This is a genomic window from Ensifer sp. Root954, assembly GCF_001429005.1.
Taxonomy (GTDB): Bacteria; Pseudomonadota; Alphaproteobacteria; order Rhizobiales; family Rhizobiaceae; genus Ensifer; species Ensifer adhaerens.
The window spans coordinates 269-25,097 of sequence record NZ_LMJM01000045.1; the positions used below are offsets into that span (position 1 = coordinate 269).

Here is a 24,829-nt window from a genome sequence, read left to right on the forward strand (position 1 = left end):
CAGGGAAAAGAACCCAGACGGGCGCAAGCGGGCAGACCAGGCAACGGTCAAAGAGCCGATCAGACCCGTAAGGATCGCATTCAGCGCAAACGCACGCTCCAGTGGGACATAATGGCCGCAAGCCGGGAGGACGTGCACACGGCCATCGATCGCGGCTGCGGCCTGCAAGGCGCCCTCACTCCGGCGGCTGCAGGCGATCCTTGGGGACGATCAGGCGTATGATCAGGCCTTGCGAGTGCCACTCGCGAAGAATTTCGCCGCCGAACTGTCTTTCGATCGTCAGTTTGGCGAGCTTGGTGCCGAAGCCCTCGGTCTCGGTCCGGGTTACCTGAGGCCCGCCCTGTTCGGTCCAATTGAGTTCCAAGGTTTCGCCGCGATCGATGCATTCGATGTCGAGGGAACCGGTGGCGGTCGAGAGGGCGCCGTACTTGGCGGCGTTGGTGGCGAACTCGTGCACGACCAGCGAAAAGCCGGTAATCGCGGCGCGCGAGATGCCAAGATCGCAGCCTCGCGTCGTGACCCGGCGAAGGCCCTGTGGCGTTTCGCCGTCATAGGGCGAGAGCAATGTCGAAAGTAGCGCCTGTAGGTTCGCTCGGCCTTCGCCTGCGCCGTCACGATCCGCCGTCGGCAAGGTGAGCACGTGTGCGCGCGCCAGCGACCCCAACCGCGCGACGACGGCAGACGCCAGCTCTTCGGCAGATGCGGCGGCCTTGGCGCTCAGCGACACGACGCTGCTTGAAACCATGAACAGGTTCTTCACCCGGTGCGCCATCTCCTGGATCAGCAGGTCCTTCTGCTGCTCGGCCTGCCGGCGCTCGCTGATGTCGCGGGCGATCTTTGAGGCGCCGATGACCACGCCGGCATTGTCGCGGATCGGCGAGATCCGCAGCGAGATCGGGATGAGCCCGCCATCCTTGCGCTGTCTGAAGGTTTCGAAGTGATCGACGCGCTGGCCGGCGCGAACCTTTGCCAGGATCTCCAGTTCTTCGCCGAGGCGATCCTCCGGGATCAGCAGCGTGACCGGGCTTCCGACCGCTTCTTCGACCGTATAGCCGTAGAGGCGCTCGGCGCCGATGTTCCAACTGGTGATGATGCCGTCCAGATCCATCGACAGGATCGCATCTTCGGAGGATTCGACGATTGCCGCCAGTTGCTGGGCGGCGCGTTCCGTCGTGCGACGCACCATCAGTTCATGTTCGGCCGCCTTGAGCAGATGGGCGTTGTCGATGGCGATCGCGGCATGCGCGGCGATCGAGGTAACGGCTGCCTCGGTCTCAGCGGTAAAGACAGCCGGAAGATCATGGCCAAAGAAGAGCCCGCCGTGAACATCACCGGACCGTGAGACCACGGGAACCGCGAGGTAGCTTACCACCGGCAGGTGCCCCTTCGGCATGCCGAAATGTGGTGCGGACTGTCCGTAGCGCGGGTCGGTTCGGATGTCGTCGGAGCGTACGATGCCGAGACCGCGAAAGGTAGGCTCGAATACGGCGGTGTTGCGGGGCAACTGGAATTTTTCGAAGGCCGCGCGCGGTACGCCTGAGAGGGTGTAGAGCGTGTAGCGCTCGCCGTCCGGGTCGGCGAGATTGTAGAAGAACGCGCCGAACTTCGCCCCGGCAAGCTCGGTGGCGGCGTCGGTCACCGTCTGAACTATGTGATCGAGATCAAGGTTGCTGGCGATTGCCTTGGCTATGCGGTCAACCGCCTGCAGACGGCGCTCCGCGGCCTTGCGCTGGGAGATGTCGAGGATGCTGACATAGGTGCGTTCGCAGCGTGCGCCTTCAAAGGTGACGGTGAAGACCACATCCAGCCGCCGCCCACGCAGCGTCTGCACGACGGCTTCACTGCCGAAGCGCCTGTGGCCCTGCCAGAGCGCCATCAGTTCTTCTAAGAAGATCGGCGCCGTTTCCGGCAGAAAAACGTTCGAGAGCGAACGCAGCAACTCGTCCTTCTCGGTGGCCTCGAACAGTTCCACGGTGAAAGGATTGACGTCGACGATACGCACCTGCGCGATCGCTTCGTCCAGGCGGTTGGGGTGAGCCTTCAGGTGGGCGCGCAGATCCTCGACGCCCTCCGAGCGAAGCTGATCCAGCAGATCGCAGACTCCGGAGAAGTCTTGCTCCCACACCGCGACGCCGGCGTTTTCGAAGATCTCGCGGAACCGCGCCTCGCTCTCGCGATACGGCTGTTCGGAGGCGTTCGCGCTACTATTGTCGACCAGCATATTGATCGCTCCCACGAACCCGAAGTGGAACCGCATCGGTGATGGCCACACGTTGCGAAACGCCGCCGCTGCTTTGCGGGGCGTTCTGAAAAGCTACCGCAAGCGAGCCGAAATGCAACGGTGTCCGAAGGAAAGAAGGCTCGATCAAGCGCGCTCCCTCAGTGCCGGAAACGAAGGATGGCCTTGGGCTCGGTGACGAGCAGGGCCGCGGCCTCGAGCAATTGTCGAGGGTTGAACGGCTTTGCCAGCAGAGCGGTGTCGGCAAAGCCCGGGGGCAGTGCCTCGCGACCGTAGCCGGATACGAAGACGAAGGGGACTTTCTTGTCGGCCAATGCAGTGGCGATCGCGTCAACCGGCTGGCCGCGCAAATTGGCGTCGAGCAGGGCGGCATCCAGCGCCATCTCGTCGATCAGGCGTAGCGCATCGCCGGGTGTCGCCGCCGGTCCGGCGACCTCAGCATCCTCATCCTCGAGAATCGCGGCAATTTCGAAGGCGATCAGCGCTTCATCCTCCACCACCAATATTCGCTTTCCCTTCAGCTTCGTCGACGCGGCCGGGGCATCGGCCGCCGGTGCTTCTCTCACAGGCTCCTCCAAGTTGGACAGGGTACTCGGCGGAACATGGGCTTCGAGCGGCAGCCGCACTTCCCAGCGCATGCCATCTGCCTCGGTCGTCAGGCGGGCGCTTCCGCCGCCGCCCGTCGCGACCTTCTCGATCAGGCTGGTGCCGAAGCCTGAACCGAGCGGCGTCTTGAGTGGTGGTCCGCCCTGTTCTGTCCAGTTGAGACAAAGCGCATTGTCGCTCACGCTCCAATCGATCGACACCGTTCCATTGCTTAAGGAAAGCGCACCGTGTTTTGCTGCGTTGGTCCCGAGTTCGTGCAGGACCATCGCCATATGCGTTGCCGTCTGCGCATCGAAACGCACGGGTGGTCCGGAGGTCGTGACTCGGCGCTCGTCGGCAGTTCCCCACAAGAGCTGATCGCGAATGATGTCGCCGAGGTCAGCCCCTTCCCAAGCCGTTCGGGTCAGAAGCGAGTGCATGCGCGACATTGACTGCAGGCGTCCGCTGAAGCTGGCGGCAAAGTCGGCGGGGTTCTTGGCCGAGCGCAACGTATGCTGGGCGATCGCCTGGACGGACGCGAGCATGTTCTTGACCCGATGGCTGAGCTCGCTGAGCAGACGTTTCCGGGTCTCTTCAGCCCGCTTGCGGTCGGTGATGTCACGCGCCGCACCGAACCACTCGGCGATGTCCCCGTTGCTGTCGAGCATCGGTATGGCGCGCGAATGGGTCCATCCAAGGCCGCCGTCGCGGCGAATGACCCGGTGCTCCATTTCAAAAGCGGCCTTGTTGTCGATGGCATCGCCGATGCGCGCGAGCATCAGCGTCTGGTCTTCAGGCGGAATGTAAGTTTCGAGCCAACTGTCGCTTGGCTCGTCGGTGTCGGCAACGAAGTCCTTGCCTTGCAGAAACCGCATCTCGTGCCAGTCGGGACCCATGCGGTAGACGATATCCGAACTCGCGGTGACCAGAGCACGGAAACGCTCTTCGCTCGCGCGCAGGGTCTCCGCGGCTTCCATGCGATACTGCGACATCTTCAGGTGCGCCTCGATCCGGGCCAAAAGCTCGCGTGCGCTGAAGGGCTTGATCAAGTAATCGTCCGCGCCCGCCTGCATGCCCTCGATACGGCTCTCCTCACCGGCTCGCGCCGACAGAACGATGACCGGCACGGTGTTGGTACGCGCGTCCGTGCGCAGGCGCCTGAGCAGTTCGATCCCATCGAAGCCTGGCATCATGATGTCCGTGAGGATCAGGTCCGGCTTTTGCGACCCGACGGCGGCGAGCGCGTCTTCGCCGTTGCCAACGATCTTGAGATCGTATTGCGCGCCGAGAAGGCGGCGTAGGTAGTCGCGCATATCGGCGTTGTCATCGACGACCAGCAGGGTTCGGCGGCTGCCGTTTCGTTTTTCCGGCGGATGCGGCGCCGGGTCGACCTCAGGCAGACCCGCATCCGAGGACGGATGATCTGGCAGCCATCGCAGCGCCTCCTCCACGAACGGCGCGGCGCCGACGGTCGTCGACGAGCGATCCTCGCCATTGCCGTTGCGGTGATGCGCAGGAGCGCGACTGCCTTTGGGGATTGTCACGCTAATGGTCGTGCCTTCGTCGAGGCGACTTTCGGCCGAGACCGTTCCATCATGAAGTTTCACCAATTCCTGGACGAAGGCGAGCCCGATGCCTGAGCCCTCCTGGCTGCGACCCCTTGCGCCTTCGACGCGATGGAAGCGCTCGAAAAGGCGGGGCATCTCGTTGGCAGGAATGCCGATGCCGGTATCGCGGACCGTCAGGACGAAATTGTCGCCATCGTCCGCGAGTTTGACGGGGACATCGCCCCTGAGCGTGAATTTAAGGGCATTGGAGAGCAGGTTGAGGACGATTTTCTCCCACATCTCGCGATCGACATAGGCCGGTTCTGGCAGCGTCGGCGTATCGACGGTCAGGTTCAGCCCGGCCATTTCCATCGCCGATCGAAAGGCGCTGGCAAGCTCTGCCGTCGTCGTTGCAAGGTTCGTCGGCTCGAAGCGTGCTTGGAGGCGCCCGGCTTCGATGCGCGAGAATTCAAGCAACATGTTGACCAGCTTGAGCAGGCGCAGCGAGTTGCGATGGGCAATGAGCAGACGGTCGTGATCGTCCGGACGCTCTCCGCTACGGGCCAGCAGGTCCTCGATGTGACCGAGCATCAGCGTGATCGGCGTACGGAACTCATGGCTGACATTGGAAAAGAAGACGGTTTTCGCCCGGTCTATCTCCGCGAGTGCCTCGGAACGTTTACGCTCGTCCTCATAGGACTGGGCATTGGCGATGGCGCTGGCGATCTGCGCTCGCATGAGATGCAAGAAATCGTGGTAGTGCTCGTCGAGCTTCAGGCGAGGATTGATGCCGACCACGAGAAAACCGGCGGCATCGCGGGCATTGGCCGCGGGCAACGGAAGCACGGCCGCCGTATGCGGCAGGTTGGGATGGTTTTTGCTCGCGGAGGCCGGGAAACGGCGTCCGAGATCATCGACAAGGCTGGGTTTCAGGTCGGCACCGAAATGCCAACCTGCAGAACTGTCCTTTAGCGCCAACTCTACCTCTGCCGGGCACAGCGCGTGATTCGGCTTAAGGCCTGCCAATCCGGAAAGCCTTGCTCGTTTGCGGCCGGGCTCCACGAGGTAGAGAAGCGCGAAGGGCACGTCTCGTTCGTGCTTCTTGAATGTTTCCGTTGCGATCGCGCAGGCCTCGTCGGGCGATCGTGCATCGCCCGAGCGAGAAGCAAGATCCCGAAGGACGACGATACGGCGCTCGCCGATCACCTTCTCGGTAATTTCGGTCACAGTGGCGAGCACGCCGCCGATCCCGTTTTCTGCGGTTTCGTCCGGCACGGGGCTGTAGGCGATGGTGAAATGGGTTTCTTCCAGGAAGCCGTGCCGATTGATTTCGAGCTCGATGTCATCGTTCCAGGTGGCAGGACCGCCATTGAAGGGCGTGTCGATCAGCGGCTTCAGGACATGCCAGATCTCGCTCCAGCATTCGCTGACCGGTTTGCCGAGTGCCCAGGGGTGTTTGGCGCCGAGCACAGGGCGATAGGCCTCGTTGTAGATCGAGACATACTGTGGCCCCCACCACAGCAGGAGCGGAAACCGGTTGCGCAGGAGGAAGGGGATCATAATCTTCAGCGTCGGCGACCAATTCTCCATCGGTCCGAGAGGGGTCGGCGACCAGTCAAAGTTGTCGATCAACGACCGCATCTCGTCGTGAGATGCCGGCCACACATTTCCCTTGGCTACTACATCGCTGTCGGACGTGTTTTCGGCGTCTGACATTGCGTTGATCCCCGATAGATGACGCTCAAGCAACCTAAACGCCCGGTTTGGGGAAGGGTTCCGTGCGGTCGGCGCGTATGATGTCGAGACGTCTGGCAAAGCGGGGGAGGGCTGGCGGGCCAAAAGCATGACCGCCTCCCGCCGAGGGCGGCCATGCGTAGTGCGCGTGGTGGCGAAGCTAGCCGTTCAGCATCGCGCCGCCTCGCGGACCTGCGGGTTTCGTTATCAACCAGAACAGCAGGGTTATGAGGCTGAGTGCCGCTCCCATCAGGCAGACGCCATGCCATCCCCCATAGGCATAGGCGATGGTAGAAAAGGAAGATCCGAGCCCACTGCCGAGCGAATAAAAGAGCATGTAGGCGGCGGTGAGCCGGTTCTGGGCTTCCGGACGGACGCGATAGATCAGTGCCTGGTTCGTCACGTGCACCGCCTGAAGGCCGAAGTCGAGGACGAGGACGCCGGCAACGAGCCACAGGAGCGATTGGTCCAGCAGCGCAATCGGCAACCACGCGGCGAGCATCAACGCCAGCGAGATACCGGTCGTGCGCTGACCGAATCCGAGATCGGCCCAGTGTCCGGCGCGAGAGGCAGCAAGTGCTCCGGCAATCCCTGCCAAGCCAAAGAGGCCGACCTGGGTATGCGACAGTGAAAAGGGCGGCACGCTCAGCGGCAGGACAAGCGGGGTGAGCAGCGTCGTCACATTGGCGAAGATCAGCATTGCGATGATGCCACGGACGCGCAGAACCGGCTCCTGGGCGATTAGCGTGAAGGTGGAGGCGACGAGGCGGAGATAGCGGAGCTTGCTCGTTTCCCGCTGCTGATCCGGCAGCAGCTTGTAAAGCAACAGAGCGATCAAAAAGGTGAGCGCAGAGGATACAATATAGACCGCCCGCCAGCCGGCCAGATCGGTCAGAAATCCGGCGACGGCGCGAGCCGAAAGAATGCCGATGACGATGCCGCTGGTGACAAATCCGACCACCCGACCCCGTTCCGCCTGATGAGAGAGGCTGGCCGCATAGGCCACCAGCGCCTGCGTGAGGACAGCAAGCATGCCAACTGCGGCGATGGAGACCATGAGCATTTCGACGGTGGCTGAAAGGGCGACGAAGCCAAGGGCTGCGACCGACAGCAGCGACTGAAAGATGATGATCTTGCGGCGATCGAAAATGTCTCCGAGGGGGACAAGCAGGATCAGGCCGAGCGCGTAGCCGAGCTGGGTCGCGCCGACGATCAGGCCGGCGCGGGTTTCCGACAGATGGAGATCGGCGGCCATCACGTCGAGCAAGGGGTGGGCGAAATAGGCGTTGGCGACCGCGAGGCCGGCGGCGAAGGCAAAGAGCGTCATCATCGGACGCGTCAGCCGCGATGCCGGGCGGGCGCTGCCGACCGGGCACGAGACTTCGTTTGCAGCGCCGGCCGGCGCTGCAGCAATTTTACCATCCATTGGACGTGTTCCTTGTTTTGGTTTAATAATGAAACCAAGGAATGGATATCATTTTGGTTTCATAATGCAACCAAAATTGCGAAAGGAGCTCATGCATGGTCGCCCGCAGACGGCTGAAGGAAGACTATTGCCCCAGCGCGCGGTCACTGGATGCGATCGGTGACTGGTGGTCGCTGCTGATCGTGCGCGATGCGTTCGATGACGTCCGCCGCTTCAGCGACTTTCAGAAGAGCCTTGGCATTGCCAAGAACATCCTGACGGACCGCCTGAGAACGCTTGTCGAGCGCGGCATTCTCGAAACGGTTCCGGCAGGCGATGCGAAAACGAGGGTCGAGTACCAGTTGACGGCGAAGGGCCGCGACCTCTTTCCGGTCATGGTCGCCTTGCGGCAGTTCGGCGAAAGGCACTTGTTCCAGCCCGGCGAGGAGCATTCTTTGCTGGTCGAGAAGGAAACGGGCCTGCCGGTTAAGCTCGATATCCGCACGCAGGATGGCCGGCCGATCGATGCGGCAGGGACGGTGCTGATCAAGGTTCCCGAGGCGTGACGTCGCTTCAGGCCGGCCCGCGCGCCCCGGGCAGTGAACCGTTCTAACTTTAGACGAATATTCAGCTTTCTCTGCTAGTCTGTGCCGAGTCTTTCCGCTGTTCGGGAAATAGGCGATGGGCGTTGTGACGCTAGACCAGGTAGAAGGCCAGATCGCGCGGGGCTTTCGCTATCTGCATTTTTCGCCCGAAATAGAAGAGCTCTTCCGCAAGGACTATGCGGCAGAGCGCGTGCGGCTCGCCGCAATCTGGGGCGTGATCGGTATCTTTATCTACGATCTCGTCTATTTCGGCGACCACACCATGTTGCCGGATGTCTTCACCGGGTTGTTCACCGTTCGCTTCCTGGTGTTCACGCCCTTCGTTATCGCCTGCATCCTGGCGGTGCGGCGCTGGCCGGATGCCCGTCTTTACGATGTCCTGGCGGTGGCGATCGCGGTGCTGGGCGTGACCCTGCCCATGGCCGTGGCCACGCAGAGCGCCAGCCCTTACCTTTTCGTCTACCAGAACGGCAATTCCGCTGCCTTCCTGTTCTTCGTCATCGCGCTCCGGCCGCGTTTCTCTGCCGTTCTTTCGGGGCTTGCGCTGATGTGCGCGTCGCACTTCACCACGACGCATATGACCGGCGCCTTCGACGACGTAACCTATTCCGGCATCATCACCTTCTATCTGACGCTGTCGATATTCCTGGCGGTGAGTGCCTATTTTCTGGAACAGAAGGACCGGCAGAATTTTCTCAATCAGTTGAGAGGCAGCCTCCTTTGCCAGCAACTCGAACGCAACGCTGAACGGGATGAACTGACGGGGCTATTGAACCGTCGGTCGCTGGCGCGGATCGGCGGCATGCTGTGGAACGAAGCGCCGGGGGAGACCGCAGTTTCGGCGATCCTGCTCGATATCGATCACTTCAAGCGGTTCAACGACGTTCATGGCCACATTGAAGGTGACGCCTGCATCCGCGCAGTCTCGCAGTGCATCCGCGCCGCCGTCGACGAGGCCGCTTTCGTCTTCCGTTTCGGCGGCGAGGAGATACTGGTGCTGGCGCCTGGACGGGAGCCGCTGCAGGCTTTGGCGATGGCAGAGAGGATCAGGTCTGCAATCGAAGGGCTGCGCATACCGCATCGCGGCCTGACCGATGGCTGCGTGACCGCGAGCCTCGGGACAGCGTCGGCGATCGCCGCCGATACGACGCTCGAGCGACTACTGCAGAAAACAGACGACGCGCTTTATGAAGCCAAGCGCATGGGTAGGAATACGGTCGTGCTGGCCACGGACGCAGAGCCCGACGCGCAGGTTGCCTAAGCGGCAGCGGAGCCGGGAAAAGTACGGCCTCCCGGCCTCCAAATCAGCGACGGGATCGGGGCTGCCCCTCCATCAACATGGGACGGCGATGACGCGATCGGCCGAGCGTCGACTTCTCCATGATTTGGTTCGGCGGGCCACGGGCGATGAGCCGGCCGGTGCCCGGCGCTGGGCACCGGGATAGCGGGCCACAGAGCCAAGCGCAATAGTGGAGTTTAAATCTCATGTTATAGGCGTGCGCGGAGAGGGATTGCGGCGTGCGGCTATCTGACGTAAATATTGCCCGTCGCGAAAAGCGACCGCTTCCCTTGATCCGCTCAGTGGCGGAGTAAACAGGTGGACGAATTGGCGTCCAGGCGGTCGAGTACATGCCATCCCCGCCTATTTCGGCGCGGATCGGCCAGCGTCTCCCAGAAACCAGATATCTGACATTTCGTCAGCCCCTGCTCGCGAGCCATTGGCGCCTGGCGGTGCCGCACCCTCGCGTCTACCGGAGCGTGCCATGACCACACCCCTCACCATGAAGAAGCCATTTATCGTCATTTTTGCTGCCATTATCCTCGATGCCGTCGGCATCGGGCTGATCTTTCCCATTCTGCCGTCGCTGCTTAAGGAGCTCACGCAGACGGACGACGTCGCGCCGCTCATCGGCACAATGACGGCCCTCTATGCAGTGATGCAGTTCGTGTTTGCACCGGTGCTCGGTGCGCTCAGCGACCGCATCGGCCGGCGGCCCGTCTTGCTGCTTTCTCTCGCAGGAGCCGCCATCAACTACCTGTTTCTGGCTTTCGCCTCCAACCTCTGGATGCTTTTCGCAGGTCGCGCGATCGCCGGCCTCACAAGCGCCAACCTGGCGGTGGCGACCGCCTATATCACCGACATATCGCCGGAGGACAAACGCGCCCGCCGTTTCGGCCTGTTCAACGCCATGTTTGGCATCGGCTTTATCGTCGGCCCGGTGCTGGGCGGTATCCTCGGCGACCATGGCTTGCGGCTGCCCTTCATTGCAGCCGCCGTTCTCAACGCCTGCAATCTGCTGCTGGCGCTTTTCGTCCTGCCGGAATCACGCATTCCCGGCCGGCAGAAGATCGACCTGGCCGCGCTCAATCCGCTCCGTCCGCTCCGCTGGGCCTTCTCCGCCAAGGGCTTGATGCCGATCGTCGTTCTGTTCATCACCTTCAGTGCGACCGGCGAGGCCTACAGCACCTGCTGGGCGCTGTGGGGCAGCGATGCCTTTCACTGGAACGGGCTGTGGATCGGTCTTTCGCTCGGTGCCTTTGGGGTCTGTCAGGCCCTTGCCCAGGCTTTCCTCCCGGGGCCGGCGGTGAGAAGGCTCGGCGAACGCGCGACGATCCTGACGGGCGTTGCCGGCGCGTGCGTTGGCTTGGTCGTCATGGCATTTGCGACGGAAGGCTGGATGATCTTCGCCATCATGCCGGTATTCGTTCTTGGCGGTATCGGCGCGCCGGCCTTGCAGTCCCTTGCAACCCGACAGGTCGATGAGACCCAGCAAGGCCAGTTTCAGGGCGTGTTGGCGTCGGCGGTAAGCCTGGCATCGATTGCCAGTCCGCTCGCATTCTCGAGCTTCTATTTCGTCTTCAGGCAGGAATGGCCAGGCGCCATCTGGCTGTCGGTCGTCGCCGTCTATCTGGTGGCCGTACCGCTCGTTCTCAGTCTGCGATTTGGTCGGCGCGCCGAGGGCTAGGCGCCTGCATCAGGCCGCTGGTCGCGCGCTACCGGCGGCCGCCTGCAGCCAGCCTGAAAGGTCCTGCTTCAGAAGCGCGCCGAGCCTTTCGGTTTCCGGCGCGTAGAATTCGACCAGCCGGTTGCGCAGATCCGTCGGCAGCGGCACATAGTCGAGTTCGCGGGCGACCATCGAGCGCAGGCCCTTCACGATGGGGTTGCTGCGGAACGGTGCCGCGATCGGCTTCAGCGGCTGAAGAAGTCGGCGCAGCTTCGGCGGCACGACAGGCACCGTCTTGTCCTTGACTTTATTGACGACCGGATAAAGCGGCGACGACAGCTGCAGAAAGTCTCTGACCGCGTCGAGATGCGCCTGCGGGTTCTGGCGCATATGCTCATAGAGGAGAACCTGCAGGTTTTCGGCTGGAAACAGATCGAGATAGGCTTCGAGCTGGCGGCAATAGAGACCGCCGACCAGGAAACGTCCTCCCTTTGCCTGGCGTGGATCGAGATACCGGGTGATGTCGGTGCCGACTTCCCCGCGGCGATAAAGCATGCAGTAGTCGGAATAGGCGCGGTCGACGGGATTGCGCAGCTGCGCGATCAGCCGTGCGCGCGGCAGCGCCTTCTTGATGCGGGCAGCTGCTTCCGGCTCGTCGAGGTAGGAATTGGATTTCTCGCCGACGATGGTCTGTTCAGGTTTGGGCTCGAATTGCCCCAGATACCAGCCGTCGCCCTTTTCGAAGTTGCGGCTGAAGAAGTGGAGCTCGGGATCCGGCATATAGACGGAAGGGTTCTGCTGCAGCGACTGCTGTAGCCAGGTGGTCGCGCTCTTGGCGGCGCCGATGATCAGGAAATCGATATCCGAGAGCTGCATGTCGTTCTCTTTCTTTCCGCTGTCGGTGGGCTCAGTGCGCGGCGTGTGCCGAGATGTCGGACGGCCGTCTTCCGAGAATTCGCTGATAAATGCTGACGATGCCGTCGACATGGGGCTTGATGCCATAGGCGGCAAGCGTCGAGGTGCGCGCCGTTTCGCTGATGCGCTGCCACTCGTTACGGTCTTTCAGCAGGCGCTCCATCGGGGCGACGAAAGCCTCTGGGTTTTCCGGCTCGACGAGAAAACCGGTCACGTCGTTCTCGATCGCTTCGGGATTTCCGCCGTGATTGGTGGCGACGACCGGGGTGCCGTACATCATGGCTTCGATGAGCGTTCTGCCGAACGGCTCGCTCATGGCCGGCACGAGGAGAATGTCGACGGCGCACATATAGGGCGCGACCGGATGGCGAAATCCCATGAGGTGGATCTTGTCGGCGATCCCGAGAGCGCGCGCGCGTTCTGCTGTCTCAAGGTCGAGCCGCGGCCCTGCCTGTTCGGGTGCGCCGAAAAGCAGGCCGGCTATCGGGAAATCCGGATTGCTGCGGTGAAAGGCGTGCACCGCCTCGACGAAACGGAGAGGGCGCTTGCGCTCGTTGAGAAGCCCGAAGTAGCCGAGGAACCGCGTCTCCTCCGGCAGGCCGAGTTCGCGCACCAGCGCGAGCCTGCTTTCCTCCCGATCGGGGACCTGATCCGGATGCCGGAAGGGGCTGTGCAGTACCGAGATACGCCCCTCAAGCGGGAGCAACGGCTTTGCCGGCTGCGCAAATCGCGAAACCGTGACCACGTGCTTGGCAAGAAGCGGCGCAAGCATGTTGACCGCCCGGGCGCGGGGGTCGCCACGGTGGTGCCACAGAAGTTTGGCGCCGGCCAAGTAAGTTGGAAGCGCCCAGGTGGTATGGATCGCGCCGTCGTTGGTGTGCACGATGTCGATCTTGTGCCGTCTCAGGAGTTTGATGATCTTCACAATCGAGATCGGATAGCGCAGCGCCGAGAAGGATTGCGTCGCGAAAGGACGATCCCGTTGCGGCGAGAGGATGTCGATGTCCTCGATCGTGACATAGTCGATCTTGTTTTCGTCCAGATATCTGGAAAGCGCCTTGCGCGGATGATGCACGAAGACGATGGGGGTTATCCGGTCCCTGTCAAACGACGATATGAGGTTGAGCGCGGAAATATGGCTCCCCCCGATGTCATCACCCGAAAATGGAAATCCGACGGTAATTGCTTTTTGAGACACGAAACGAGGTCCCGAAAGTAAACTAAATATTCGCGAGACTGTAGCACCGTCTCAATGCTACTTCGAGAGGTCAAAAGCGCGAGTTATATACCTAATTCGGGTGATGCAAATAAATCGAATTGACGAACTATAACAAAAGTGGAAAGCTTCGCCCCGAATTGCGCGAAAAATATTCTTTTGATTGACGATATAGGGCGGAATGAATTGCCCTGCACGAGCGTTTTCAAGCTTCTGGAGCGGGGCCTCGCCAAAAGGCTTTGGGAGTAAACTGTATGCCGATTGAGATTGTCATGCCGCGCACATCGCCACGTGCGCCGCGGTCGGCCGGCCATTTCGGTTCTCGGTCTTTCCAGCAACAGACTCGACGCGCAAAGGCTTTTCAGCATGGTGCGCGCACGCTTGCCCTGCTTTCCGCCTTCTTGGGTGTCGCGGCTTCCGCCAGCGAGCCGCAGATGGTCGCGTTTCCCGGTGCCGAAGGGCACGGCAAGATGGCGCAGGGCGGCCGCGGCGGCCGCATCATCCAGGTGACGAGCCTTGAGGATTCCGGCCCGGGCACGCTGCGCGAATGCATCGAGGCGACTGGGGCACGAAATTGCGTGTTTCGCGTTTCCGGCATCATCCAGCTCAAATCCTCGCTGGTGATCGGCGAGGATAACAACTCGGTCTCGATCCTCGGGCAGACGGCGCCGGGTGGCGGCATTTTGCTGACCATCGACCAGACGAATGACGAACTGAGGCATACCCCGCTTGTTGCCAAGCAGACGCACGACGTGATCGTCCGGCATCTGCGCATTCGGCCGCGGCTGCCGAACTCCGTCAAGAACGTCCATGCGGCGGTGATCGAAAACAGCCAGCGCGTCTATTTCGACCATACGTCGATGTCCTGGGCGACCGACGAGAACGTCAGCACCTATTCCAACACGACCGACATCACCATCGCGAATTCGATCTTTGCCGAGGGGCTGAACAAGCACAGCAAGTGCACCCTTCTCGGCGCCGATCCCAGAGTCCCGCAGAACATTACCTTCTGGCGAAACGCCTGCATTTCCAACAATGACCGGAATCCCGACAACAACCACTACGGAAAATCCTGCATCGAGATTGTCAACAACGTGTTCTTCAATGCACGTTCCGAGTGGGGCGAGGTGTTCTCGCAGTATCCGGGCGGCACGCCGATTTCCTATGTCGGCAACTACTTCAAGGCGGGTCCGAGCACGATCGAGAAAACCTACGCAATCAAGTGGCAGAATGTCGAAAGCGCCGGCCAGCCGCAGATCTACGAGAGCGGCAACGAGTTGTGGGCGCCGCCATCCAAGTCGCTTCAATTGCTTTCGCCAGGAACAGACCAATTCGTGGTGAACCGCCCGCCTTGCCCCTTGGCGGTTGATGCGCTCCTTGCAGCCGGTGAGGCATATGAAGAGGTTCGCGGCCAGTCCGGTGCGTTTCCCCGCGACGATCTCGATGTCGCCTGGATCAAGGATATGGGTGCACAAGGCGAGAGGGGAGCAGGGCGCATGGTGGTTGCGCCCGGCGAGATCCCCGCGATTAAAGAGGCAGATGCCTATGCCGACGAGGACGGCGATGGCATGGCCGATAGCGTGGAGGAAAAATTCGGCGGCGTCGTCGGTGTGAATGACGCCTGGGAGCCTGCCTCGACCGGTGGGGGCACGCGCTTCGATCAGTTCATGGAATGGTTGTCGCAGGAGCGGATTGCCGGTCGCTACCCGAACTAGAGGTGGCCTACGGTTTCTCTTCTGCAGCGGCCGCAATTGTCGGACGTGCCCGAGAATGTTTGTCGCAACCATGGAGGTCAAATCGTTCCGTGGTTCGGCGGCAACCAACTATTGCTCTTCCGGACGTGGTATAATATAGTTTTCTAAATTTGAATGTTATTTCTATGTCAGTAATTTACCTGCGTGGCCTTGCCTTTTGCCGCGCGGATTCTGTGTGAGCGTGGCTACAGTTCTTTGACGTCAGGTATTTCTATCAAATTTATATGTTAGGGCTCTCATGCTGACCATCGATCGCAAAGTCGAAGCGCCTCCAGGGCGAGGCCAAATGCCTGCGGTTCAGTATCGGGAGGCGCGTGTTGCGCCACGCGGATATGGCATCCGCGATCTGGTCGAGCTTTTCCGCCGGTATCGCGTGATCTTCTTCTCGCTGCTGGGGTTTGCGTTGCTTGCGACGCTGCTGACGGCCGCATTGCTGCCGCGCTCCTATACCGCAGCTTCGGCCATCGTCTTCGACCGCAACGACGTCCGCCCCTACGAGGCGCAGGTCGAGTTGCGCAAGCTCGAACGCGACCGGTCGGTGATGGAAACGGAGCTGGACGTGATCCGCTCGCGTGTCTTCGTGGGCGTCGTCGTCGATGCGCTCAACCTGGTCAACGATCCCGATTTCAACACTTACCTGCCTGAAACCCGCAGCGAGCACGAGACGTTCCTGCAGTCGTTCTTCGCCAACATCTCCGAGTTCATTTTCGGCGCCCCGGCAGAGAGCACCCAGAAGGAGCGGTTGATCTCGGAAAATGTGCAGCGCAACCGCGCCATCTCGACGCTGCTGAACTCCTATGTCGTCACCCGTACCGGGGAAAGCCTCGCGCTGACGATCCGCGTGGTGCAATCGAACCCCTTGAAGGCGGCCACGATCGCCGATGCACTCGCCGAGCAATATCTCTCCTGGACGGCGAAAAAGACCGAAGAGGCCACGAACAACACGGTTGCGTATCTGCGCGGCGAGATGGCCAACAGCGCGACCCGAATTGCCGGCATGGAGCGCGATATCGCCGCCTTTGCCCGCGACAGCGACCTGACCTTCGATCCGCAGGATGATGTTCTAAGAGCCCGCATGCTGCAGCTGAACGAGCAATATGTGACCTTGCGCGTCGAGGAAGCCGGCGCGGTTGCGAAATACAACGAGGCCAAGCAGTTGGTGTCTGCCGACGGGAAGGAATTGGCCGGCGGTGCGTTGACCTCGACGCAGCTTGACCAGTTGCGTGGTGAAGAGGCGCGGCTCGAGCGCACGCGTGCGCAGCTCGGCGCCAAGTTCGGCAAGAACCACCCGCTGGTCCTCGACGCCACGAACGAGCTTGAGTCCGTGCGCACCATGATCGGCAACGAGGCGCAGCGCCTCGTGCACGAGCTGGCAAACAACGCCAAGGTGGCAACGGTGCGCGCCGAAAAATTCCAGACGGAACTGAGCGCGCTGCAGGACAAGGTCCAGGGGCGCAACCTTGCCGAAATCCGTCGGCGTGAACTTGCCCGCGACCTTCAGTCGGAACAGGCGATCTACGACCAGATCGTGCTCAGGCTGGGTGCGCTCAATCCCGAAAGAGGCGAGTACAAGCCGACCGCGCGGATCGCGTCCTATGCGGAAGTGCCGACAAAGCCGACGTTCCCGAACAACACGCTGGTGATCGTCGCCGGCAGCATCGGGGCCGTTCTGCTCGCGGTCGTCGGGGTGATCATTTCGGACTCGCTGGAGAGCAGGCTGTACCTGCCGCGCGACGCCGAGCAACTGCTCAACCGACCGAACCTTGCCAGTGTCCCCGATATGCGCAAGCGCTTGCGGAATTCGTCGGCCTTTTATCACTACATGCTGAACAATCCGGAGTCGCCGGCGGCGACCGCCATGCGCACGCTATGCATGGCCTGGCTCACGATCGACCATGAGGCGGGCGGCAAGGTGGTGATGTTGTGCTCGCCGGCGCTCGGAGACGGCAAGACCACAGTCGCGCTCGGCATGGCGACAATGGCAAAGGTCGACGGACTGCGCCCGATCGTCATCGACCTCGACATGTCGGCGCAGAGCGCGCCGAACATTGCCGGTGCCAACACCAAGGATACCGCGATCACGGCGCCGCTCGAAGGCAAGGTCGATATCAAGAGCCGGATCGCGACGTCGCCGGCCTATCCCCACCTTGAGTTCATTTCGGTGCGGCCGGGCCTGATGAACCTCGATGTCCTTTGTGCCGAACTGCGCGACAGCTACGATCTCATCATCGTCGACGCGCCGGCCGTCGAAGAAAACGAAGGCGTGATCTGGCTCGCGTCGCACGTCGATTCCGTCATTCTGGTCTGCCGCTCGGGCGGTACAACGGATCGCCAGCTCGCCAATGTTCAGCAACGGTTGTCGCTGAACCACGCGGTTATTCTCGGCAGCGTCATGAACTACTGCGACCGGTCGGAGTAGGCGCCGCCGTCAAGCCGCGCGGGAAGGGGCGTTCGCAACTGGCGAGCGCCGACGGCCAAAGTCGCCTGAGCCGGTCTGTTGATCGGCCCATCGTTAAATAGCGAAAGCCTTGATGTTCGACAGTCGCGTCCGTTGCCGGCTCGTTCGAGCGCGCGTTGGCCTGGCTTCGTGCCGAAGCAGCTTTCGGTGTGCGGTGATCGTCGCTAACGTCTGCGTCCGAACGATCGGTGCAGCCGCTTTGGCAAAGTTCTTGTTCCCTCCGGTCGGCGTAAACTCGTCGAAAGTCAGTGCGATACATGAGTTCGCTCGCGTCGATAGGGGGGGCGGGTCAGGCTGACGGTGAGCCCGGCAAACGGAAAACCGATTGCTAGAGGTCAGCGCTTGCTGTCCAGCTTGCGGCGATAGGCGATCGCCATCTGCACAAACCAGACGCCGGACATCACGATATGCGCAACGTTCGCGCCCACGGCACCGACACGTGGGATGAGGACGACTGCCGTGAAGAGGAAGAGGACGCCCCCAAGAAGTGCGCTTTGCAGCAGGATCTTTTCGTGCCCCATGGCGAGCAGGGCCGAATAGAGGGTTCTGCCGCAAAGAAACATGATGACGGCGACGAACTGCACCATGACGAGAGAGGCGGCCGCTTCGAAACCCGGGCCGGCCGTCACGCGCAGCACCCATTCAATGGTCAGGTGCGCGCCGATGAGGGCGCAGACGCCGAAGGCGAAGAGCAGCCATCCTGTCTGGCTGACGGTCTTCCTAAATTCGTCGATCCCCTCGGTTGCCCAGACGCGCGAAAGATCCGGATAGAGCACGGCCTGAACCTGCTCGCCCGCCTGCTGCGCGATCTTCGCCACCCGCTTGGCGATATGGTAGAGGCCGGCTGATCCCGGGTCAGCGAGATAACCGACAAGAAGCGTGTCGAATTCGAAGGCGCAGGCTTGGATGATGAGCGCCATGTTGGTCCACAGCGAGAAGCTCCAGAAACCGGGGAAGCGGGTCCGGATATCGCCGAGCGGCACCCACATGACGCCGGTCAGCCCCTGCTTGCGCAACTCGCGGAAAGCCCAGGCGGTCCTGTTCAGGCTGCTGCAGATCTGCGACGCCATCCACAGAAGCATGAACTCGAACAGCCCCCAGCCGAGATAGACGCCGGCAAGGCACAGGAGTGCCCTGAGGATGCTGGCGGCGACCTGGCCATAGGCGACAATCTTGAAGCGGCCATAAAGGCGCATCACCGCTGTCGGCATGCCGGTCACCTGGAAAGGCAGGACCGCGCAGTAGATCAGCACAAAGCGGCTCATCTCTTCGGAAATGCCGAAAAGCGGCCCGGCAAATAGCACGATCAGCACCGCCAAACCCCATCCCGCAAGGGCGGTGGCGAGATCGATCAGCAGCCCGAATTTGAACAATGCCTTGAGGTCGTCAGTCTCGCCGAGCTGAAGGGCCTTCGCCCCGTATTTGATGAGCGGCTGCCAGGAGCGGAAGCTGACGAAGCGCTCGATGCCGCGCGTGTAGGCGAAGGACAGGGCCAGGAGGCCATAGTCGGCAGGGCCGAGCGCACGCGCTGTCAGGGCAAAGCCGGCGAGGCCAATGAAGGCGCTGGCGAAGTTGCCGGTCAGCAGGTGCGCTATGTTCTTGAGCCGTCCGTGGAGGTCCGCCTCGGCTTGCCAGGCTAAACGATACTTTCTTGTCTTTTTTAGTAGTGATTCCAATAATATCACAAAATTACATCCTGCTTCGAGGTTGCAATTACGTCTGTTTCATGGAAGAATGCTAATATGTGTTTTAGTGTTCTCGCACTGCGAGGAAAATTTGTTTCCCTGTTTCTGGGAAAATTTAATTACTTATCCATATGCAATTAAAAATTGTGCAGTGGAACCTGTTTTTGAAGCATATCATAGTGACCGAAAGAAATTACAGAGGTCTCGTAAAATAAATTCATCCATTGTTGGAGTTTAATTTCCGCTTCTTTTGGTGCGGTTGAACCACCGTGAAGTTCGGATTTATTCATTAGAGGGAAGCATGAAGTTTCCGGCTCAAACAATCTTTCGCATCGTCAGTCATATCGCTTTCGTCGCGACGGCGACGTTGTCGCTGACGGGTCCCCTTCACGCTGCCGGCGCATCAACCGCCAGTACGCCCAGCGCCACCCCATCGGGCGCTGCAACAGCCGTGCCCACGATCCAAGCGGCGCCTGCCGCCTACCGGGTTTCGGTCGGGGACGTGCTGTCCTTCGACATATTGGATGATGCCGAGCTGCCGACGCCCTTGACGATCGGCACCGATGGAGCAGCCGCCTTTCCCTTGATCGGCGCGTTCAAGATCGAGGGGCGAACCATTCCCGAGGCGGTTGACGCCTTGCGCAGCGAATATCTGTCCCGCCAGTTGCTGACCGATCCAAAGCTGTCGCTTTCTATCGTAACGGTTCGACCTGTGCTGATCCTTGGCGAAGTGCGCACGCCGGGCTCCTTCGCCTATTATCCGGGACTGACGGTCGAGCAGGCCGTCGGCCTTGCCGGTGGACCGCAGACGGCGATGAGCAATCCGGCTGACCGCATCATCGCCCAGGCGAAGCTGCGCGGCACGATCGAGGAAACGGATGTCGAGATCGTGCGGGAGGCGATCTACACCGCCCGGCTTTACGCACAATTGCGCGGTTCCGAGAAGGTCGACCTCAAGGATATTCCGGAAGGCGTCAAGATGTATGTCGATGAAGCTTCCGTCGGTCCCGTGGTCGCGATCGAGGAGAAGATCCTGAAGACGGACCTGCTGTCGACAAAGAACCAGATGGAGATCCTCAACCAGAGCATCATGCAGACCGAGGCGAGCCTCACGATCCTCGACAAGCTCAAGGAGCAGCAGGAGGAGGTCGTCGCGCTCAACGAACAGGTTGAGGCGAGGACGCTCGCGCTCAGGAAACGGGAGCTGAACACGGAATCCGAGCTTTCGCGGGTGAAGATGGCGACCTCGAGCGAAAAATCGCGATTGCTGGAGCTTATCTCCGAGATCGGGCGCTCCAACCGCGAGCTCGCGAACCTGAAGCTACAGCTCGAAACCTTGAAGGCAAACCGCGAGAAGGAGATCCTGACCTTGCTCCAGGAGCGCGAGGCCACGCTCAAAAAGCTCGAAACGCAGCGTCAGACAACCAAGGAGCAGATGGTCCTGATGGCTGCTGCCGAGGTCGATTCGAGCAAGCAGGAACAGGTATCGTTTCTCTACAAGATCGACCGGGAGACCGGTCGCGGCGAGGCCAAGAGCAGACAGAGCATCGAGGCCACGAAAGTTACCGCGGTGCTGCCTGGCGATGTCATCTTCGTGTCGATCGCCGGCCTGTAGCTTCGGAATAATAGGGGCTTCGGCCGTGCATAGACGGAGAGTTGCGTGAGGGGCGAGTTTGCATGTGGGCTGACGTCGGGCTTTGACGACGAGGATGACCGTCATCGTCGGGAAACGGTTCTGAAATCGGTGGCGATCGGCGTGTTGGTGAGGGCGGCAAGATGAGCCTGATGGAAACGCTCGGACGAACGCTGGTCATCGCGCCACATCCCGACGACGAGGTTCTGGGTGCCGGCGGGACGATGGCGCGGCTGGCGGCGCAAGGAAGCGACGTCTTCGTGGCTGTTGTCACGGAGGGAAAACCACCGGCCTATGATCGCGCCTCGGTGGAAGCCGTTCAGGCCGAAGCCCATGAGGCGCATCGGATTCTCGGTGTCAAGGAAACGCGCTGGCTGGGCTTTCCCGCCGCAGCCCTTTCCGAAACCTCCCATTCGGCGCTTAACGCCGCGCTGTTCGAGCTGGTGCGCTCCATCGCGCCGCAGACGCTGATCATCCCCTTTGTCGGTGACATGCATATCGACCATCAGTTGATCTTCCTGTCGTCGATGGTGGCCGCAAGACCGCATCAGCCCGGCTATCCCAAGGTGATCCTGGCTTACGAGACGCTTTCGGAGACAAACTGGAACGCGCCTTATGTGACGCCGGGCTTCGCACCGAATGTGTTTGTCGACATCAGCGACCATATCGATCGAAAGCTTGCGGCGATGAAGGCGTTCAAGTCCCAGGTTCGGGCGGCGCCGCATGAGCGCAGCCTTGAGACCTTGAACGCGCTCGCCACATTGCGCGGCGCAACCGTGCTGAAGTCGGCCGCCGAGGCCTTCGTGATGGTTCGGCAGGTCATCTGATATTTCCGGAGTTTTCAGTCGAGCGAGGGAGCAAGCTGTGGCGACGTGGCCGGTATATGACGAGGAACAGATTGCGGATGTTGCAGCGGTCCTGAGGTCGGGCAAGGTGAATGCCTGGACCGGGCCGCACGTCGCAGCCTTCGAGGAGGCCTATGCCCGTGCACTCGGGCGCAAGCACGCCATCGCGCTTGCAAACGGTACGCTTGCGCTGGAGCTGGCGCTTTTCGCGCTCGGTCTCGAACCCGGCGACGAGGTGATTGTGACACCGCGCAGCTTCGTCGCCTCGGCGTCGTGCGTTTCGTTTTGCGGCGGCGTTCCCGTCTTTGCCGATGTCGACGAGAATAGCCAAAACATCAGCGCCGCAACGATCGCACCGAAGATCACCAGCCGGACAAAGGGCATCATCGCGGTTCACCTGGCCGGGTTTCCCTGCGACATGCCGGAAATCATGGCCCTTGCCAGACAGGCGGGACTATGGGTGATCGAGGATTGCGCGCAGGCCCACGGCGCGGAGATTGACGGCAAGCCGGTCGGAAGTTTCGGCGATATCGCCGCATTCTCCTTTTGCCAGGACAAGATCATCACAACCGGCGGCGAGGGTGGCCTGATCGCTCTTGACGACGAGACACTGTGGAAGAAGGCCTGGAGCCGTAAGGACCACGGCAAATCCTACGACGCAGCATTCCTCAGAGAGCACCCGCCGGGCTTCCGCTGGCTGCATGAAACGATCGGCACGAACTGGCGGATGACATCGCTTTCGGCCGTTCTCGGCTCAAGGCAATTGGAGCGCCTTCCGGGATGGCATGCGACAAGGTCTCGCAACGCTGCGATCCTCGGCGAGGTGGCCCTAGAGCTTGCAGCGTTGCGCGTGCCGACGTTGCCGAAGGGATATCGCCACGCCTATTACCGCTACTACGCGTTCGTTCGCCCGGAGGCATTGAAGCCCGGACACGACCGCGATTGGATCGTCGCGGCGATGAACGCGGCAGGCGTGCCGTGTTTTTCCGGAAGCTGCTCGGAGGTCTACCTGGAGAAGTGCTTTACCGATCTTGGGCTTTCGCCGTCCGAGCGGCTCCCGGTCGCACGAAGGCTCGGCGAAACCAGTATCGCGCTTCTCGTCGATCCGGCGCAGAGCGAAGAGGCGATGACCAAGGCCGCCCGCTTCTTGCATGCCGTCGTCACCGAAGCGTCTCTTCCCGCTCTGGGTCAACGCGCGCCGGTGCTTGAAATGGAAGCGCGGGCATAAAACCGCGATTTCGGAAACGGTCGAGCAGCCGCGACGCGGTTGCCCGGCCATGTGCCGACCGGTGCATGGGAGTTGGAGATGAAGCGGTGCTTTGACATCGTCTTTGCGTTGGTCGCGGGCCTCTTGAGCCTGCCGATCATGCTGGTGGTCGGGATTGCGGTCGCCATCTGGCTTGGGCGGCCCGTGTTGTTTTACCAGACCCGGGCGGGGCTCGACCGGCGTCCGTTTCGCATGATGAAGTTTCGGTCGATGTCGGATGCGCGAGACGCCGAAGGCCGCCCCCTCAGCGACGCCGAGCGCACGGGACGGTTCGGGCTTCTGCTTCGCCGGACGCGCCTGGACGAGTTGCCCGAGTTCTGGAACATCCTTATCGGCGACATGAGCCTCATCGGCCCGCGGCCGATCCTTCCGGAGACGATCGACGCGCTGGGCGAGCGCGGGGTTCGCCGCTGCAGCGTTCGGCCGGGGCTCACCGGCTGGGCCCAGATCAGCGGCAACGCCATTCTTTCGAACGACGACAAGCTCGATCTTGATCTCTGGTACATTGCCAACCGATCAGCCTGGGTCGATCTCAAGATCATCGCCGAAACTGTTCTGGTGATGATCCTCGGAGATCGGATCAGCGAACGCCGGCTCAGCGCGGCACGCCAGAGCGTGCCTGAGCGATAAGGTCCTTCTGTCGCAGTTCGGGTTGTGGCACCGGTTCGGGCTGAGCAAAGGCGTCCGCCGCCGGTTTTGCCGAGCGTGAGAACGCGATGTAGGCGCAGGCAAGGGCCACGGGCAGCACGAGCGGGAAGGGCCAGAAGCGGCTATAGGCGTGCGGCACGGCATTCGCGACCAACAGCAGCATGGAGACGTTGGCGACGATGCAGCCTGCAAACGGTCGCCCGCCAGGAAGCCGCGCCACGGCCAGCGCCGGGCCGAAGGCCGAAAGCAGCATAACCAGAAGACCGAGCGCCGAGACCAGGCCGCCTTCCGTCCACAAGAGCAGATAGAGATTATGAACCGGCTGGTGAATGGCGCTTGCGATCCGGTACTGGTCCGCGCCGACTCCGAGCAGCAAGGTGCTGTCGGTCATGTTCATCGCTTCATAGATCAGCTCGACGCGATGATCGAATGTGCCGGCCTGGCCGATATCGCCGCTTTCGAGCGCTCCGAGCACGCGCTTTTGGAACGCGGCTGGAAGATAGTCACGGGCGGATGTGAAGACCGCGAGAACCATGCCGGCCAAAAGGGCGACGTTGACGATAAGCCGCTTCCAGTTGACGCCGATGACGGCAAATACGCTCATGCCGAAGACGAGAGCGATGAGGCCGGTGTTGGAGCCGGTCAGCAGGATCCCGTAAATCAGAATCAATAGGGCAAAGACGGCATAGATGCGGTTGATCCGCTTCGTCGTCATCAACACAAGCAGGATTGGGACCGCGAGCGCTATCACCGCCGCGCACTCGTTTTCACGCTCCATCAGGCCGCTGAAGCGGCCGTTGCCGCTGACGAAGTTCGTGTTCGTGCGGCCATCAATATGGATGAGATAGATGCCCTGGAAACACAGGACGAGGATTGAGAACACATAGGTCTTCGCGAGCAGCACGAGCTGATCGAGCGTACGACCGCTGAACAACAGCACTACGAAGAGATAGGCGTAGAGATACTGGGTGACGACGACGATGCCGCGCATCGGGTCCGGGCCTGCAATGCTGCTTACCAGCAGGCCGGAGACCAGCATTGTCAGTCCCAGCCACCACAATCCGCTGCTGACACGCCCGAACAGCTGAAAATCGATGTTGCGGTTGAGCAGCGCAAAGCAGAAGCAAAGCAAGGCGAGGAAATCGGCGACGGTGAAGTTCGTATCGCCATAGCGAAAATAGTTCATCGAGCAGAAGAAGACGGCGCCGACCAGCAGCAGGAACTCGATCTTTTTGGTGAGCACGATGCCAGGCGCATCGCGGCGCGCGGCTTCGCGACGAGCACTCAGTCCGGCCGAAAGGGTATGGTTGAACATGTTCATGGCATGCCGTCACCTTCAACCGACACG

16 protein-coding genes are annotated in these 24,829 nt (G+C 61.4%); 9 read left to right on the forward strand and 7 right to left on the reverse strand.

The window, feature by feature from the left end; all coding sequences use genetic code 11:
• Positions 1-175: 175 nt before the first annotated feature.
• The 3 genes from ASE71_RS36285 to ASE71_RS25235 form a co-directional block, all read right to left on the reverse strand.
• Positions 176-2,221, reverse strand: a complete 2,046-nt coding sequence (locus tag ASE71_RS36285) for a PAS domain S-box protein (RefSeq protein ID WP_162251895.1) — start codon at positions 2,219-2,221, stop codon at positions 176-178.
• A gap of 158 nt (positions 2,222-2,379) precedes the next feature.
• Positions 2,380-6,087, reverse strand: coding sequence for a response regulator (locus ASE71_RS25230; RefSeq protein WP_162251897.1), 3,708 nt, complete (start codon positions 6,085-6,087; stop codon positions 2,380-2,382).
• A 178-nt stretch (positions 6,088-6,265) separates the two neighbouring features.
• Entirely contained in the window at positions 6,266-7,531 is a 1,266-nt protein-coding gene (locus ASE71_RS25235; RefSeq protein ID WP_082566498.1) for an MFS transporter, read from the reverse strand.
• A 95-nt stretch (positions 7,532-7,626) separates the two neighbouring features.
• Between ASE71_RS25235 and ASE71_RS25240 the strand changes: the two genes are divergently transcribed.
• The 3 genes from ASE71_RS25240 (at position 7,627) to ASE71_RS25250 (ending at position 11,081) form a co-directional block, all read left to right on the forward strand.
• Positions 7,627-8,076: a winged helix-turn-helix transcriptional regulator gene (locus tag ASE71_RS25240; RefSeq protein ID WP_029742867.1), complete on the forward strand. Its 450-nt coding sequence runs from the start codon at positions 7,627-7,629 to the stop codon at positions 8,074-8,076.
• 115 nt (positions 8,077-8,191) lie between these two features.
• Positions 8,192-9,376: a GGDEF domain-containing protein gene (locus ASE71_RS25245; RefSeq protein ID WP_060520980.1), complete on the forward strand. Its 1,185-nt coding sequence runs from the start codon at positions 8,192-8,194 to the stop codon at positions 9,374-9,376.
• Positions 9,377-9,896: 520 nt separating this feature from the next.
• Positions 9,897-11,081, forward strand: a complete 1,185-nt coding sequence (locus ASE71_RS25250) for a TCR/Tet family MFS transporter (RefSeq protein WP_060521312.1) — start codon at positions 9,897-9,899, stop codon at positions 11,079-11,081.
• A gap of 9 nt (positions 11,082-11,090) precedes the next feature.
• On the opposite strand, the gene ASE71_RS25255 is transcribed toward ASE71_RS25250, so the two are convergent.
• Positions 11,091-11,936 (reverse strand): sulfotransferase family protein, encoded by an 846-nt coding sequence (locus ASE71_RS25255; protein ID WP_060520981.1) that lies wholly within the window; start codon positions 11,934-11,936, stop codon positions 11,091-11,093.
• Positions 11,937-11,967: 31 nt separating this feature from the next.
• A complete protein-coding gene (locus ASE71_RS25260) occupies positions 11,968-13,173 on the reverse strand; it encodes a glycosyltransferase family 4 protein (protein ID WP_063891265.1) in 1,206 nt (401 codons plus the stop codon).
• Positions 13,174-13,445: 272 nt separating this feature from the next.
• Between ASE71_RS25260 and ASE71_RS25265 the strand changes: the two genes are divergently transcribed.
• Both ASE71_RS25265 and ASE71_RS25270 read left to right on the forward strand, forming a co-directional pair.
• Positions 13,446-14,906, forward strand: coding sequence for a polysaccharide lyase family 1 protein (locus ASE71_RS25265; RefSeq protein ID WP_060520983.1), 1,461 nt, complete (start codon positions 13,446-13,448; stop codon positions 14,904-14,906).
• Between the two features lie 325 nt (positions 14,907-15,231).
• Positions 15,232-17,364 (forward strand): GumC family protein, encoded by a 2,133-nt coding sequence (locus ASE71_RS25270; protein ID WP_060634983.1) that lies wholly within the window; start codon positions 15,232-15,234, stop codon positions 17,362-17,364.
• A 374-nt stretch (positions 17,365-17,738) separates the two neighbouring features.
• Here the strand turns inward: ASE71_RS25270 and ASE71_RS25275 are convergent, their stop codons facing one another.
• Positions 17,739-19,088, reverse strand: coding sequence for a lipopolysaccharide biosynthesis protein (locus ASE71_RS25275; protein WP_413814651.1), 1,350 nt, complete (start codon positions 19,086-19,088; stop codon positions 17,739-17,741).
• A gap of 301 nt (positions 19,089-19,389) precedes the next feature.
• Between ASE71_RS25275 and ASE71_RS25280 the strand changes: the two genes are divergently transcribed.
• From ASE71_RS25280 to ASE71_RS25295, 4 genes are all read left to right on the forward strand, one after another.
• The gene (locus tag ASE71_RS25280) at positions 19,390-20,703 is read left to right on the forward strand and encodes a polysaccharide biosynthesis/export family protein (RefSeq protein WP_082566501.1); all 1,314 of its coding nucleotides are present in this window, start codon (positions 19,390-19,392) and stop codon (positions 20,701-20,703) included.
• Between the two features lie 161 nt (positions 20,704-20,864).
• Positions 20,865-21,548: a PIG-L deacetylase family protein gene (locus ASE71_RS25285; protein WP_060539340.1), complete on the forward strand. Its 684-nt coding sequence runs from the start codon at positions 20,865-20,867 to the stop codon at positions 21,546-21,548.
• A gap of 37 nt (positions 21,549-21,585) precedes the next feature.
• Positions 21,586-22,794: a DegT/DnrJ/EryC1/StrS family aminotransferase gene (locus tag ASE71_RS25290; RefSeq protein WP_060520986.1), complete on the forward strand. Its 1,209-nt coding sequence runs from the start codon at positions 21,586-21,588 to the stop codon at positions 22,792-22,794.
• 78 nt (positions 22,795-22,872) lie between these two features.
• The gene (locus ASE71_RS25295) at positions 22,873-23,463 is read left to right on the forward strand and encodes a sugar transferase (protein ID WP_060520987.1); all 591 of its coding nucleotides are present in this window, start codon (positions 22,873-22,875) and stop codon (positions 23,461-23,463) included.
• On the opposite strand, the gene ASE71_RS25300 is transcribed toward ASE71_RS25295, so the two are convergent.
• A complete protein-coding gene (locus ASE71_RS25300) occupies positions 23,429-24,802 on the reverse strand; it encodes an O-antigen ligase family protein (protein ID WP_060520988.1) in 1,374 nt (457 codons plus the stop codon). The genes ASE71_RS25295 and ASE71_RS25300 overlap by 35 nt on opposite strands.
• Between the last annotated feature and the right edge of the window lie 27 nt (positions 24,803-24,829).

Bases quoted from the DNA above. Each gene is read 5' to 3' on its own strand.
- ASE71_RS25300 (WP_060520988.1), bottom strand. From the start codon at position 24,802: ATGAACATGTTCAACCATACCCTTTCGGCCGGACTGAGTGCTCGTCGC.
- ASE71_RS25265 (WP_060520983.1), top strand. From the start codon at position 13,446: ATGCCGATTGAGATTGTCATGCCGCGCACATCGCCACGTGCGCCGCGG.
- ASE71_RS36285 (WP_162251895.1), bottom strand. From the start codon at position 2,221: ATGCTGGTCGACAATAGTAGCGCGAACGCCTCCGAACAGCCGTATCGC.
- ASE71_RS25280 (WP_082566501.1), top strand. From the start codon at position 19,390: ATGAAGTTTCCGGCTCAAACAATCTTTCGCATCGTCAGTCATATCGCT.
- ASE71_RS25230 (WP_162251897.1), bottom strand. From the start codon at position 6,087: ATGTCAGACGCCGAAAACACGTCCGACAGCGATGTAGTAGCCAAGGGA.
- ASE71_RS25285 (WP_060539340.1), top strand. From the start codon at position 20,865: ATGAGCCTGATGGAAACGCTCGGACGAACGCTGGTCATCGCGCCACAT.
- ASE71_RS25295 (WP_060520987.1), top strand. From the start codon at position 22,873: ATGAAGCGGTGCTTTGACATCGTCTTTGCGTTGGTCGCGGGCCTCTTG.
- ASE71_RS25250 (WP_060521312.1), top strand. From the start codon at position 9,897: ATGAAGAAGCCATTTATCGTCATTTTTGCTGCCATTATCCTCGATGCC.
- ASE71_RS25270 (WP_060634983.1), top strand. From the start codon at position 15,232: ATGCCTGCGGTTCAGTATCGGGAGGCGCGTGTTGCGCCACGCGGATAT.
- ASE71_RS25255 (WP_060520981.1), bottom strand. From the start codon at position 11,936: ATGCAGCTCTCGGATATCGATTTCCTGATCATCGGCGCCGCCAAGAGC.
- ASE71_RS25240 (WP_029742867.1), top strand. From the start codon at position 7,627: ATGGTCGCCCGCAGACGGCTGAAGGAAGACTATTGCCCCAGCGCGCGG.
- ASE71_RS25235 (WP_082566498.1), bottom strand. From the start codon at position 7,531: ATGGATGGTAAAATTGCTGCAGCGCCGGCCGGCGCTGCAAACGAAGTC.
- ASE71_RS25245 (WP_060520980.1), top strand. From the start codon at position 8,192: ATGGGCGTTGTGACGCTAGACCAGGTAGAAGGCCAGATCGCGCGGGGC.